Consider the following 13393-nt stretch of genomic DNA (forward strand, 5'->3'; position numbering starts at 1 on the left):
TCGCATGCCCGATCCTGACTCCCATAATATGCGCCGGCCGCGTGGTGCGGCCCGGTGAGCCCTGGGCTCCCGCTTCATCCATCATTGGGAGAGTCGAGAAGTGAAACCTTTTGCAGCTGAATTCATGGGCACCTTCTGGCTGGTGCTGGGGGGCTGCGGCAGCGCCGTGCTGGCCGCCGCCTTTCCGAACGTTGGCATCGGCCTGCTCGGCGTGGCGCTGGCCTTCGGTCTGACCGTGCTGACCATGGCTTACGCCATCGGCCATATCTCGGGCTGTCACCTGAACCCGGCCGTGACCGTGGGTCTCTGGGCCGGCGGTCGTTTTCCGGCCTCCGGCGTGCTGCCCTACATGGTCGCTCAGGTGCTGGGCGGGATTGCAGCTGCGGCTGTGCTCTATGTGATTGCCAGCGGTCAGGCCGGTTTTGATCTGGCGGCGGGCTTTGCCTCCAACGGCTATGGCGAGCACTCTCCGGGCGGCTACAGCATGCTGGCGGCGCTGGTGTGCGAAGTGGTGATGACAGGTTTCTTCCTGTTCGTCATCATGGGCGCCACCGACAGCCGGGCCCCGGCCGGGTTTGCCCCCATCGCCATCGGCCTGTGCCTGACCCTCATTCACCTCATCAGCATTCCGGTGACCAACACCTCGGTCAACCCTGCGCGCAGCACGGGCGTGGCCTTCTTCGTGGGGGACTGGGCACTGAGCCAGCTGTGGCTGTTCTGGGTTGCTCCCATCGTCGGTGCCATTCTGGGTGCATTGGCCTATCGCGCGATCGCGACCAAAGCCTGATCCGTCAGGGCAACAAAGTGTGGTATCGACACGCCCCCGGGCGTGTTTTTTCGTTTCTGGCGGGTACGAAGACGGGCCGCAAGGGCCCGCAGGGTTGCTTGGTCGCTTGAAAGAGGGGGTGAAACTTACAACCCCTTGGCGCTCAGCATGTCTTTGTAGCGCTGGCGCAGCAGTTGCACTCGCTCCACATAGGCGCGGGTTTCGGCGTAAGGGGGTATGCCCCCATGCTTTTGCACCGCGCCGGCACCGGCGTTGTAGGCCGCGGTGGCCAGCGCCACGTTGCCGCCATACTGCTTGAGCAGCCCCGCCAGGTATTTCACCCCGCCGAAGATGTTCTGCTCCGCCAGCATGGCATTGCCCACCCCCAGCTCCCGCGCCGTGGCGGGCATCAGCTGGGTCAGTCCCATGGCTCCCTTGCGGGATACGGCGAGGGGGTTGAAGGCGGACTCGGCGTGGATCAGTGCCCGGATGAGGGCCGGCTCCACCTGATAGGCCTTGGCCGCCGCCTGGATGGTGCTGGCGTAGTCATAGAGAAACAGGCCGGTGGTATGCCAGTTGACCTTGGAGTCGGGGTCGCAGGCGTAGCAGTCGTTGAACAACAGCAGCTCGTAGCGGCCCTGATCCGGCATCACGTCCGAGTAGCGCACCACGCCGTTTTTCTGCACCGACTTGTAGACCTGGATCTGGCGGGTACCGGGCGGCAGCGGGGGGCTGGTCGGCTCGGGTGGTGGCAGCACGCCCGGAGTGTGCATGGTGACGGGGGGCGTAGCGGGGGGCGGGGCCGGCGGCTCGGCGGTGAGGATCACCACCTCGGCCGGGGCGGGTGTCTGGCTCCAGCCGGGTGAGGAGAACAGCGGGATCAATCCCATCAACATCCATGCTTTCAACGGCTTGCTCCTTCAGCCTCGTTAGCCTTGTTGAGTAAAGCATCACGGCGCGGGCAGAACAAGCCCGCGCAGGCCGAGCTGTGGCCGCGGTTCACCTTTTGTGTGCGCAATAAAAAAGCGAGGCCGCCCGGTGGCGGCCTCGCACGGCAGTTGCCGGTTTACTCCTGCAGCCAGAGGCGGGCGCTGCGGGCGGGAATGGCGACCCGCACCCACTGGCTCTGCACGTTGACCACGGCGCTCTGGTCGAGCACGTCCCGGTAGTTGCGATACCAGTTCATTTCGAACTTGGCGGTATCGAGCCAGTACTCCTGCTCGTAGTCGCACTTGTTGATACCGACCAGCCCCTGCTTGCCGCGCTTGAACAGCACGAAGCAGTCGCCGCTGCCGACCAGCTGCATGGGTTGACCCTGCACCGCGTTGTGGAAGCGGATCATCCCCTTGATGTCGCTGCGCAGGTAATAGTCCTGCCAGCGCAGCCCGTCCTTGGCCTGGGTCTCTCCGTGATCCGAATAGACCAGCGGCGAGCCGCCATCGCGACCAAGCAGGTAGGCGTAGGCCAGCTTCTCGTCGGTCGGGTTCAGGATCTGGTAGCGAAAGCCGTCGTTGGTGGGAATGTCGTGGGTGATGGCGAAGGTGACCGCCCGGCTGCCCGGCAGGGCCTGGCCGTAGGCACCGGGATCCGCCAGCAGGTTCATGCTGCCACCATAGCCGAGCGCCCCGCGCAGGGAGGCGAACAGCGGGAAGTCATAGGCACCCTGGCCGCTGCTGTCGAGGTAGGGCTTGAGGAAGCGCTCGTAGTCGTTGCTGCCGGCGCCGCCGGTGGTGATCACCTCGCCGAACACGTGCATCCCCTGCTTTATCTCCGGGGTGAACACGGCATTGATCTGGTAATCGCTCATGTGCTTGACCGCATCGACCCGAAAGCCCTTGATCCCCATCCCCTTGAGCGCCTTGAGGTAGGCCTGCTGCTGGCTCACTACCCAGTTGTTGGGGTCGAGATCCGGCAGCCCCTTGTCGCCGGCACCGCCGCACAGCCGCCAGAATTGTACGTTGCCCGGATCGTTCCAGTCGCTGATGCACCCTTCCGGATGGAAGTCCTGGCCGGCCAGGAAGTTCTGACCCAGATCGCCAAACAGCTTCTGCCGCTCGAAGTAGCCGGGGTTGGCGGCATAGCTTTGCAGCAGCTCGCTGCCGGGGTAGTTGAGATCGCTGCGCTTCCAGCTTTCGTTGGCCATGTGGTTGAGCACCACGTCCGCGTAGACGGCGATGCCCCGCGCCTGCATGGCGGCGATCAGCTGCTCGAGATCCTGCTTGTTGCCAAGGGGGGTATCGATGAGGCGCAGATCCTGGGGTTGGTAGCGTGCCCACCACTCGTCGCCCGATGACTTGAGGGGCGGCGAGACGAGCACCTGTTTGTAGCCGGCAGCCTTGATGAGATCGGCCTTGGCGGTGACTTCACTGTATTTCCAGTTGAAGGCGTGCAGTATGACGTCGGCGTGTGCCAAAGGAGCGATCAGCATGCCTGCGATCGCCCAGATTCCCGCTGTGTGTTTCATTATTGTCAGTCCTTTTATTGGGTGCCCTGATGGGCACCCAGAGCCTCACACCAGCCTGGCTGGCCGGCAATCGCCTGACGGTGATTTTGTGAGCACTTTCAAAGCGGACTGTGCGGATCTGTGACGGCTTGCAAAAAACTGCACAGAACCCATCATTACTGATTTTTCAATCACTTAGCGGGTTGTATTGCAACTCAGTCGACCCCGTTGTTGTAGAGCAGCTGCCAGGCACAGTAGCGCTGGCCATTGCGCTGGTTGTAGAGCCAGAAGCGGTTGCAGTTGTCGTCGTAGTTGCTGGCGCCGACGTTGACGGCATAGCTGCTCAGCTTCTGTCCCTGCAGGGACTGGAACACCCCGTTGTAGAGCAGGGAGAAGTGCAGGTGCGGGCCGGTGGAGGAGCCGCCCTCGCACAGCGCCTCGTTGCGGTTGCTGGCATAGGTGCCGATGGGGGTGTCGGCGGCCACGTAGTCGCCGCTGCGCACCGAGATCCCGCTCATGTGGTAGTAGTTGGTGGCCCAGCCATTGGGGGCGGTGACTCGCACCTGGCAGCGGGAGAAGACGGTGACGGTGCCGCTGTTGGCGGCGGTCACCGTGTAGGTGGCGCCGCCCCAGCCCGGCCAGTCGTAGGAGACGTCGATGGAGGAGTAGGGGTAGCCGGAGCCGGTATGGGAGTGGGCACCATTGGCCTTCCAGCTGTAGCCCTGGCGCCAGGGCAGCTGGAACTGACCGCCGGCCAGCGGTGCCGCGGGCGCAGCCGCGCCGCCCCCGGGGGAGGTCATGGCGTCCTGGCCGAACAGGGTCCGCCACTGCTCACCGAGCTGCTGCTGCACTGGCGCGCTCAGCAGGCTGGCGAGGGCGGCCTGGTGCGCGGCTTGCGGCGCCAGGGCGGGGGCGCGGCGCGGGCTGAGCTGCAGCTGGGCGCGGGCCTGGTAGAAGCGCTCGGAGAGCTGGCGCGCCATCAGCTCCAGCTGGTTGTCAAAGCCCCTGGCTTTCACCAGCTTGGCGAATGGCGCCGTCATGGCTTGATCGGAGGGGGCCGAGATGAGCTGGCTGCTCGTCTCCATCAGGGCCAGCAGCAGCTGGGGGTTGAGGCTGGTGATGCCGCTCCAGTGCAGGATCACCTCCTCCTTGGGTAGCAGGTGAGGAGCCTGTTGCAGCAGGAAGTCGTGCAGATCGAACGCCATGGCCGCCTCTCCGAACACGAAGTGGGCCTCATCCAGGGGGAGTGCCGAGGGCTGGACGGCGGCAAGCTGCTGCGCCGTGAAGTGATAGGGGGCAAGCGGGACATGGATGTCGCCGGCCCAGCCGGCGGCGGGCAACAGGGCCAGCAGCAACAGGGAGGGGATCGGTCTGGACATGATAGCTCCTTGGCAAAGTGGTGAGGTGTCGGTGTGGGGGTGAGCCCACGCAGGCAACAACAGCGCGATGCTATGCCAAGGCTTCACCATAGGGCGAAACGGTGAAGTTGCTATTCGAATGGGGCTTTTTGTGTAGGGCGCTGACGAGAATGACTTGTTAATAAATGTTTACATGATCTGTTTGTAGAGCCAAATCAGTGAGTTGCGGGTCATCAAATGGCGAGCCGCCGTAAAGGGTCAGGAGAAGGGACAAACAGTGTCTGCCTCTGGTTTGCCGTGCTAGGATTGCGGTTTGCCGCCGCGCCGGCAGCATGTTAAAAAGTATGCAACTTGGTGTGGTTATTGGCTTTTTTGTTACTAAAAGCCGTGATATCTTCATGCTGGTCGGATCTCTTAGACCAACAACTTCTGTGCGAGGATCTGGCCGGATGGCCAAGGATGAAACGAGTGTGATAGGCAAACGGGCGATGGAACTCACGTTCGAAGAGTACTGCGATGCGGATCTCTCCCTGATCAGGGACTACTACGAAACCACTTTCTCCCACTACGTGCCGGATCTGGCCGAGCGGATCTTCGTGGTACGCGACGCCCACTGGCTGGTGGGGGCCGTGCGCCTGCGCGACGAACAGGATTACTATCACCTCTGCGGCTTTCGCCTGTTGCCCCACTACCAGTCGCTGGGGCTGGGTTCTCGTCTGTTGCAGCACGCCTGCAGCGATCTGCTGGACAAGCCGGTGATCTGCCAGGCCTTGCCGTTCGAAAAACCCTTCTACCTCAAGGCCGGCTTTGCCGACCTGCCCCTGCACGAGCTGGAGGGGCCGCTCTTCTCCCTTTATGACCAGCAGCGCGAACAGGGTTACCAGATCGAGCTGCTGGTGCGCCAGGCCAAGGCCCCGGTCTACAACTAAACCGTCACTGGGGCTTGGTCAGCAGATGGATCTTGCCCGGTGACAGCTCCAGCCCCAGCAGATTCTCCTTCAGCCAGGCCTGATTCGGATCCTTGGCATCGAGCCGGTAGACCGGTTGGGTCTCCAGCCGCTTCTCCATGCTCTGCAGCAGCATGCCGAGCATGAAGCCGAACTTCTGCTGCGCCGCCTCAGGCTCCAGCTTGTATTCAATCAACTTCATGTTGTCGAGGAACAGGGCGCTCTGCGCCTTGTCGTAGCGCGGCCTCGCCTCGTAGGCCATGTTCAGCCTGGCGTCGTATTCGGTGTTGTCCGGCAGGGCGATCTTGAGCTTGCCCTTGCCGTAGACCCGGGCGGTGTCTGGGCTCTGACGTCCGATCTGCACGTCGCTCTGCTCGAGCTGCACATGGGCCTTGATGATGCCGGGCAGCTCCAGCTGTTTGTTCACTTGCACCTGGGATTGCAGGTACTGGTTTATCTGTTGCTCATTGATGTCATATGAGCCTTGACCTAGCATGGCCAGACTGAGCAGCATAGATGACAGGATCATGCTAACGACCTGATTGAATGGGTGTGTCTTACAGCATACCATCCTGCTTTCGTGGGATCTGCCCACCGCTTTCACCCCTGTGTAAAAGGAGTTCTCGTGATCAACGGTCTGGAGCACGACATCCAACTGCTGTTTTCCCAGTTCCTGGGCTGGTTGCTGCTGCTGTTTCACACCGTGATCGTGGCGGGGGTCTCATTGCGGGTGGTGATGAAGCGGCGCCCCATCGGGGTCTCGCTCGCCTGGCTCGCCCTCATCTATGCCATCCCGTTTGCCGGGGTCGGCTTCTACGTGCTGTTTGGCGAAATTCGCCTCGGCCGGCGGCGCGCCGAGCGGGCCCAGGCCATGTACCGCCCTTATGCCATCTGGATCCGCCAGCTGGCCCGGCTCTTCCCTCAGCACTGCTGCGAGGTGGGGGAGAAGGCCCAGCCGCTGCACGATCTGATCCAGGGACGGCTGGCCATGCCCATGCTCTCCGGCAACCGGATGACGCTGCTGAGCAAGCCGGAAGCCATCCTGCGCGAGATAGTGCGCGACATCCGCCAATCTTCCCAGTCCTGCTACCTGGAGTTCTACATCTGGCACCCGGGCGGCGACACCGACGAGGTGTGTGAAGCCTTGATGGAAGTGGCGGCGCGCGGCGTGGATTGTCGCTTGCTGCTCGATTCCATGGGCAGCAAGACCTTCTTCCGCTCGCCCTGGCCGAAGAAGCTGCGCAAGGCGGGGGTCAAGCTGGTGGAAGTGCTGCCGGTCGGGGCCTGGCGCATCCCGTTCCAGCGCCAGGATTTGCGCATGCACCGCAAGCTGGTGGTGATCGACGACAGGGTCGGTTACACCGGCTCCATGAACATGGTGGATCCCCGCTTCTTCAAGCAGAACGCCGGGGTCGGCCAGTGGGTCGACATCATGATCCGGGTACAGGGCCCCATGGTGCCGCTGATGTGGTCCATCTTCGTCTGGGACTGGGAGATGGAGACCGGCGAGCGGCTGCTCGACAGCCTGCAGCACGAGCCGGAGGCCTGGCCCCAGAGCAACTACCGGGCCCAGCTCATCCCGTCCGGCCCCTTCGTCGGCGGTGACTGCATCCAGCAGAGCCTGCTGCTGGCCATCTACCAGGCCCGCCACCATCTGGTGCTGACTACGCCCTACTTCGTGCCGGACGATCCGCTGGCGGCGGCGCTCTCTTCGGCGGCGGCCCGCGGCGTGCAGGTGCAACTGGTGCTGCCGGCGCGCAACGACTCCATCATGGCCAATTACGCCTGCAATGCCTTCATGGAGGAGCTGCTGGAGGCGGGGGTGGAGATCTACCGCTACGACGCCGGCCTGCTGCACACCAAGAGCGTGCTGGTGGATGACGACTTCGCCCTGGTGGGGACGGTCAACCTGGATCGGCGCAGCCTCTGGCTCAACTTCGAGGTGACCCTGCTCATCGACAATCCGGTGTTCGTCGCCGAGATGACCCAGCTGGTGCAGGGCTACATGGTGGAGGCGACGCCCATGTCGCTGGCCAAGTGGCGGGCACGCCCCTGGTACAAGAAGGCAATGGAGAACATGTTCTATCTGTTCAGCCCCTTGTTGTGACATCACTTAATTGTGGCCGGCGCCGAATTGCGCTTGCCTCCCCCCGAACTTGCCCCGTAGAGTGCGGCAATCACTCCCTGGAGAACGGAATAAAGATGAAGAAGCGAGTAGCGCTGGCCGTCACGGCGGCCTTGGTGGTGGGTGGGCTGGGTGCCTGCTGGTACACGGGCAATGCGTTCGACCGCATCATGGCCGAGCAGATCGCCAAGGTGAAGCAGGAGAGCGGCATCGAGTTGAGCTGGCAGCCGGGTTCGAGCAACCTGTTCACCCGCGATGGCGTACTGAAGATGGTGATCACCCCGCAGACCCTGGCCAGCCTGGATGGTCAGCTGGAGGGGAGCGAGCCGGTCGAGGTGCAGTTCATCGTCGACAGCCGCATCCTGCCGCTCTACATCAAGAGCAACATGCTGCTCGACACCAGGCAAGGTTCGCTGGCGCCCGTGTTCAGTGCCTTCAAGATGGAACAGTGGCAGTTTGGCATCGAGTCGGTCAGCAGCCTGTGGACTTCCAGCAACAGCAGCCGCTTCTGGGCCAACGAGTTCAAGGTCAAGCAGGGGCTCGACGAGTTCAGCTTCCTGCCGATGAAGGGTGACTATCACGGTGATCTGGAAGGCAATGGCCACCTCACCTTCCACTGGCAGGGCATGACCCTGCACGAAGAGCAGAACAAGATGGACATGGTGCTGGCCGAGCTTAAGGGCAGTGCCGACATGGCCGAGATCCGCGGGATCTGGCTCTCTCCCCGCAGCGACATGACCCTCTCCGCGCTGTCGGTACAGCTGCCGGACAACGTCAAGTTCTCCCTGCAGGGGCTGACCTCCGAGACCCAGCTGGCTGGGGATGATGCCCAGACCCTCTCCAGCAGCTACCAGATGAAGGTGGATACCCTCAATCTGGAGAACGAGGCGGACAACCTAGCGCTGACCCAGAGCAAGCTGGCCCTCAATTTGAAAGGACTGGATCTGGAAGGCTATCAGGCGCTGCAGGCCTCCAGCGGCCAGGGCGTGGAAGAGGAGGCTATTCAGCAGGCGCTGGACAAGATGCTCAAGCGTGGTGCCACGCTGGAGCTGGTGGACTTGAGCTCTCACCTCAACGGCGAGCCGGTGGCCATGAAGGGCGACATCAAGCTGACGGGCACCTCGCTCGAGCAGCTGTTCAACAGCGAAGAGGGGATGCACGCCCTCTCCGGCCTGCTGCACGCCAACCTGAGCGGCAAGCTGGGCAAGGCGGTGCCGCAGCTGGCACCCATGCTGGACCAGTTCGCTGCCATGGGGTATCTCAAGGCGGACAAGGATCAGCTGACGGCCGAGATCAAGCTCGACAAGGGCGCCATGACCATCAACGATCTGCCGCTCTGATTGACGTCTCGTCAGTGCACATGGAACAAAGGCTCCCGCGGGAGCCTTTGTCGTTTTCAGGGGCCGGAAATTACTTGAACACCACCGTCTTGTTGCCGTAGACGAACACCCGCTCGTTCAGCACCAGCTCGAGGGCCCGGCTCAGCACGGACTTCTCCACGTCGCGGCCGGCCTTGGCCATGTCGTCGGCACTGAAGGTGTGATCGACGTGGATCACGTCCTGCTCGACGATGGGGCCCTCATCCAGATCGTCGGTGACGAAGTGGGCGGTGGCGCCGATGAGCTTGACGCCGCGATCGAAGGCCTGGCGATAGGGGCGAGCACCGATGAAGGCGGGCAGGAAGGAGTGGTGGATGTTGATGATCTTGCGCGGATAGGCCTCGACGAAACTCGGGGTCAGCACCCGCATGTACTTGGCCAGCACCACGTAGTCGGGCTGGTAGCCGTCGATGATGGCGCGTACCTGCTCTTCATGCTCGGTGCGGCTCAGATCCTCGTGACTGACGGTGTGGAACGGAATGTCGAACTTGCCGGTCAGCTCGGCGAGGGTGTCGTAGTTGCCGATCACCGCCACTATGTCCATGTCCAGCGCACCGGCGTAGTTCTTCATCAGGATGTCGCCGAGGCAGTGCGTCTCCTTGGTCACCAGGATGACGATGCGCTTCTTGCCGGCCTTGACCAGCCGGCGCTGGGCACCGGCGGGCAGGGCATCATCGAGATCCGCCAGCAGGGTCTCGTCGTTGAAGCGCCCCTCCAGCTCGGTACGCATGAAGAAGCGGCCGTTTTCGTGATCCACGAACTCGTCGTTCTTGTTGATGTTGAGCTGGTGCTTGTAGCAGATGTTGGTGATCTTGGCGATGAGGCCCTTGGCGTCCGGGCAGTCCGTCAGCAGTATTTTCTTTTCCATCTCTGTCATGATTCCGTTGGTGTTGTTGGCGCCTGAGTCTGCGCAGGCCGCGCGTTTTTTCTGGCACTATGCCACAAACAAAATCAGAAAGGACAGCGCGCCGTGCATCCGGGCGATCCGTGCCCAGGAGCAGGCATGCTATTCATCCTTGATGGGTTTTGTGCTGGTATCCGGCGCCGTTTTTCTTTAGGCTGTCTGCGCTTATTCTCAGGGCGGGGTGAAATTCCCCACCGGCGGTATCCCGATCTGACTCGGGGAGCCCGCGAGCGCCCGACCCGGTTTTCAGCCGGGACGGGGTCAGCAGATCCGGTGAGATGCCGGAGCCGACGGTCACAGTCCGGATGAAAGAGGATAAGACAGACTATTGCAGGCAAGCCCCCCGCGGGCTGGCCGCTGCATGCCTATCTCTGTCTGCCTTTCCATGCCCTGATTCTGGTCCTTGTCTTGTTTAGGAGTCTTACCATGAATCAGTCTCTTCTCAGTGAATTTGGTGATCCCATTGCCCGTGTCGAAGCGGCGCTGGCAGCTCTGCGTGCCGGCCGCGGCGTGCTGGTGGCCGACGATGAAGATCGGGAGAACGAAGGGGATCTCATCTTCGCCGCCGAGTCCATGACCAATGAACAGATGGCGATGATGATCCGCGAGTGTTCCGGCATCGTCTGCCTCTGCCTGACCGATGAGCGGGTACGCCAGCTCGAACTGCCGATGATGGTGGAGGCCAACTCCAGCCACTACCAGACCGCCTTCACCGTGACCATCGAGGCGGCGCAGGGGGTGACCACCGGCGTCTCGGCGGCCGATCGCATCACCACCATCCGGGCCGCCATCGCCGATGGTGCCAGACCCTCCGACCTGCACCGCCCGGGCCACGTCTTCCCGCTGCGGGCCCGCACTGGCGGGGTGTTGACCCGCCGCGGCCACACCGAAGCCACGGTCGATCTGATGCAGCTCGCCGGGCTCAAACCGTTCGGCGTGTTGTGCGAATTGACGAAGGAAGATGGCTCCATGGCCCGCTTGCCGGATCTGGTAGCATTTGGCCGCCGCCATGATATGCCGGTGCTGACCATCGAGGATCTGGTGCAGTATCGTCAGTTGCTGTCAGAACGTTCAGCCTGAGCCTCATACGAAATTGTAATAAGCACAAAATTTGGTTACGCTTTGTGCGAACCTCATCCAGTGACCCTTATTTTTGACTGAACTTTGCACAAAAAGTGTACGTTTAAAAAAAAATGAGGGTTTTAATGCATTTATCTGTGATGGGGCCTATCCAAACTATGATTTTTTTGTGCCATAATCACGCCGCTTGCTAAACGTCTGGCGAGTTAAAGGGAGCTTTTAAAATGAAAAAAATGTTGTTGGTAGGTGTTGTTGGTCTGTCCGCTCTGCTGGGCGGTTGTGCAAACACCAGCGAACTGGAAACTTCCGTTCAGAATCTGTCTAACAAAGTTGACCAACTGGCTCAAGATGTTAGCGCTGTTCGTGCTGATCAGTCCAAGATCGCTGCTGATGTTGCAGAAGCCAAGCAAGAAGCTATGCGTGCTAACCAGCGCATCGACAACATGGCTACTTCCTACAAGAAGTAATCCATGCGAAAAAAATGGCGCAGTTATGCGCCATTTTTTTTTGCCTGAAATTCATCAAATTCCCGCATTTTCCTCGCTGATCCTCGCCTGACAAGGCAATGCCGATCGCTCGGCATCACCCCGTTGTTCATCTTCGTTTCAAGTCAGTAGAGCAGGCTGTAGAGCTTGCGACGGTAACCCTGTGCCGCCGGGTTGGATCCCATGATGGTCAGGATGTCGAGATAGGTCTTCTTGGCATCGCCGAAGGCGAGATCCCGCTTGAGGATGGTGAACAGCAGCGCCAGCGCCTCTTCCTGGCGGCCGGCCTGGCTGTATTGTACCGCCAGCTCCTGGGCCAGGGCAAAGTTGTCAGGCTCCTGCTGGTGGCGGGCTTCCAGCGCCCGCAGCTCCGGGCTGTCCGCGGCCTGTTGGGCCAGCGCCAGACGGGAGACAAGCGTCTGATAGTGGTCATCCTGGGCGATCATCGGGATCTTGCCGAGCAGATCCTGTGCCTCATCAAGCAGATTGAGATCGAGTGCCGCCTGGGTCAACCACAGACTGATGTCGTGGCGATCCGGTGCCAGCTGATGGGCCTTGCCGAAGTGGCCATAGGCCACGCTCGTCTGGCCGTCCGCCAGTGCCTGTTGCCCCTGTTCGAGCAGCTGCTGCTCCTCCTTGGGGGCGAAGGCGGCGAAATAGCCGCGCAGGGTGGCCTCGTCCTGCGGGCCTTCCAGAATGGCCTGCTCGTCAGGGCGTCCCTGATGGAACAGCACCAGCGCCGGCAGGGCGCGCAGACCGAGCTGACCGGCCAGCGGTTGCAGCTGCGGATCGTTCATGTCGACCTTGGCCAGGGTCACCTGGGGATTGGCCGGGCCGACCAGCGCCTCCACCTGCGGGGTCATGGCCTGACACTCCGGCATCTGGGGGGCGTGGAAATAGATGACGATCGGCTTTTTCATGGAAGCATCGATCAGGGCGGCTTGGAAATTCTGGGGATTGATGTCGACGATCATGAGGCTGACTCTTGGAAAATGGTGTGAGTTAACATGGGGTTGAATGGGCTGGAATTCAAGCTGCCATCAAGCAGCCAGCCATTGACGGTCAGGGTTGGTGCGGCCAGGCTGAGCCAGCCCTGGCCGACGGGCCAATCCTGCACCCGGTAATCCTGTTCATCGAGCTGGTTGTCGAGCCGCCACGCTTCCTCTGGCACGAAGCGCACCTTGTCGAGGCCGGCGGCGATGCCGGCGCCGTGGGCTTTCAGCACCGCCTCCTTGCGCGACCAGAGCCGATAGAAGGCCGACTCTTGCTCCGCCTCGGGCAGGGCGAGCAGCCACTCATATTCACTGCGTGCATAAAAGCGGCGCGCCAGCGGCAGAGTCTGGCGGCGGCGCTGACCCATCTCGATGTCGATCCCGAGTGGGCCGACGGCGCAGAGGGCGATCACCAGCCAATCCCCGCTGTGGCTGAGATTGAACTGCCAGCGCCTGTCGCTTAGCACAGGTTTGCCGTGCGGGTTGCTGGCAAATTGCAGTGCATCGGGGTTGCACTGCAGGCGCTCGGCCAGCAGCCGTCGCAGCAGCCCGCGGCTGAGCAGGTACTCCTGGCGGCGCAACGGCTGACCAATGGCCTGCCATGCCTGCCGTTCGGCGGGGGAGAGCAGGGTTTGCAGCAGAGTCAGCTGCTCGGCGTCGACCTTTGCCGGTTTTAACAAATAGAGATCCACAGAGATCATAATTTTTCACTTTAAAAGAGCGACGAAACAGCGATAAAAGTCAGTTTAATCCGGTCAGGACGGCCTCTTTCGAGATTGTATATTGTTTGGCCACGATCACATTAATCAGGAAAAATAATGCATTTCCTTGCAGAAATGTGAGGTCGATAGGGATTTTCGCTTGCCTCGATAGAATTCTTGGATATAGTCGGGTGCTGTTGCCTTATAAATTGC

Annotated in this window: 13 protein-coding genes and 1 riboswitch; of the genes, 6 read left to right on the forward strand and 7 right to left on the reverse strand. The window is 61.6% G+C overall.

The genetic code is table 11. The features are described from left to right. Positions 1-100 precede the first annotated feature (100 nt). The gene (gene aqpZ / locus I6L33_RS10660; RefSeq protein WP_005298650.1) at positions 101-787 is read left to right on the forward strand and encodes an aquaporin Z; all 687 of its coding nucleotides are present in this window, start codon (positions 101-103) and stop codon (positions 785-787) included. A 125-nt stretch (positions 788-912) separates the two neighbouring features. On the opposite strand, the gene I6L33_RS10665 is transcribed toward aqpZ, so the two are convergent. The 3 genes from I6L33_RS10665 to I6L33_RS10675 form a co-directional block, all read right to left on the reverse strand. Continuing rightward, positions 913-1662, reverse strand: a complete 750-nt coding sequence (locus tag I6L33_RS10665; RefSeq protein ID WP_216974121.1) for a lytic transglycosylase domain-containing protein — start codon at positions 1660-1662, stop codon at positions 913-915. 170 nt (positions 1663-1832) lie between these two features. Next, on the reverse strand, positions 1833-3230 hold the full coding sequence (locus tag I6L33_RS10670; protein ID WP_172442688.1) for an alpha-amylase family protein: 1398 nt from the start codon (positions 3228-3230) through the stop codon (positions 1833-1835). A 194-nt stretch (positions 3231-3424) separates the two neighbouring features. After that, positions 3425-4588, reverse strand: a complete 1164-nt coding sequence (locus tag I6L33_RS10675) for a M23 family metallopeptidase (RefSeq protein WP_216974037.1) — start codon at positions 4586-4588, stop codon at positions 3425-3427. 428 nt (positions 4589-5016) lie between these two features. On the opposite strand from I6L33_RS10675, the gene I6L33_RS10680 reads away from it, so the two are divergent. After that, positions 5017-5496 carry a GNAT family N-acetyltransferase gene (locus tag I6L33_RS10680; protein WP_010634686.1) on the forward strand — a complete coding sequence of 160 codons (480 nt, stop codon included), beginning with the start codon at positions 5017-5019 and terminating at the stop codon, positions 5494-5496. A 4-nt stretch (positions 5497-5500) separates the two neighbouring features. Here the strand turns inward: I6L33_RS10680 and I6L33_RS10685 are convergent, their stop codons facing one another. Then, positions 5501-6043 carry a DUF1439 domain-containing protein gene (locus tag I6L33_RS10685; RefSeq protein ID WP_005298658.1) on the reverse strand — a complete coding sequence of 181 codons (543 nt, stop codon included), beginning with the start codon at positions 6041-6043 and terminating at the stop codon, positions 5501-5503. Between the two features lie 96 nt (positions 6044-6139). Here I6L33_RS10685 and cls point away from each other — a divergent pair, with 96 nt between their 5' ends. After that, the gene (gene cls / locus I6L33_RS10690) at positions 6140-7621 is read left to right on the forward strand and encodes a cardiolipin synthase (RefSeq protein WP_005298659.1); all 1482 of its coding nucleotides are present in this window, start codon (positions 6140-6142) and stop codon (positions 7619-7621) included. A gap of 95 nt (positions 7622-7716) precedes the next feature. Then, positions 7717-8979, forward strand: coding sequence for a DUF945 family protein (locus tag I6L33_RS10695; RefSeq protein WP_010634684.1), 1263 nt, complete (start codon positions 7717-7719; stop codon positions 8977-8979). 70 nt (positions 8980-9049) lie between these two features. Here I6L33_RS10695 and purU read toward each other — a convergent pair whose 3' ends face one another. Then, positions 9050-9886 carry a formyltetrahydrofolate deformylase gene (purU, locus tag I6L33_RS10700; RefSeq protein ID WP_011705222.1) on the reverse strand — a complete coding sequence of 279 codons (837 nt, stop codon included), beginning with the start codon at positions 9884-9886 and terminating at the stop codon, positions 9050-9052. Positions 9887-10085: 199 nt separating this feature from the next. Further along, a riboswitch (FMN riboswitch) is annotated at positions 10086-10243 on the forward strand. A 105-nt stretch (positions 10244-10348) separates the two neighbouring features. Between purU and ribB the strand changes: the two genes are divergently transcribed. Further along, positions 10349-11002, forward strand: coding sequence for a 3,4-dihydroxy-2-butanone-4-phosphate synthase (gene ribB / locus I6L33_RS10705; protein ID WP_005298666.1), 654 nt, complete (start codon positions 10349-10351; stop codon positions 11000-11002). A 224-nt stretch (positions 11003-11226) separates the two neighbouring features. Continuing rightward, the gene (locus I6L33_RS10710; protein WP_010634682.1) at positions 11227-11469 is read left to right on the forward strand and encodes an Lpp/OprI family alanine-zipper lipoprotein; all 243 of its coding nucleotides are present in this window, start codon (positions 11227-11229) and stop codon (positions 11467-11469) included. Between the two features lie 143 nt (positions 11470-11612). Here the strand turns inward: I6L33_RS10710 and I6L33_RS10715 are convergent, their stop codons facing one another. Next, on the reverse strand, positions 11613-12461 hold the full coding sequence (locus I6L33_RS10715) for a tetratricopeptide repeat protein (RefSeq protein ID WP_216974038.1): 849 nt from the start codon (positions 12459-12461) through the stop codon (positions 11613-11615). Then, positions 12458-13180: a 4'-phosphopantetheinyl transferase superfamily protein gene (locus I6L33_RS10720; protein ID WP_042006048.1), complete on the reverse strand. Its 723-nt coding sequence runs from the start codon at positions 13178-13180 to the stop codon at positions 12458-12460. Before I6L33_RS10720 ends, I6L33_RS10715 begins: the two co-directional genes overlap by 4 nt. Between the last annotated feature and the right edge of the window lie 213 nt (positions 13181-13393).

This window comes from Aeromonas sp. FDAARGOS 1403, from assembly GCF_019047325.1.
In the GTDB taxonomy this organism is placed as follows: Bacteria; Pseudomonadota; Gammaproteobacteria; order Enterobacterales; family Aeromonadaceae; genus Aeromonas; species Aeromonas dhakensis.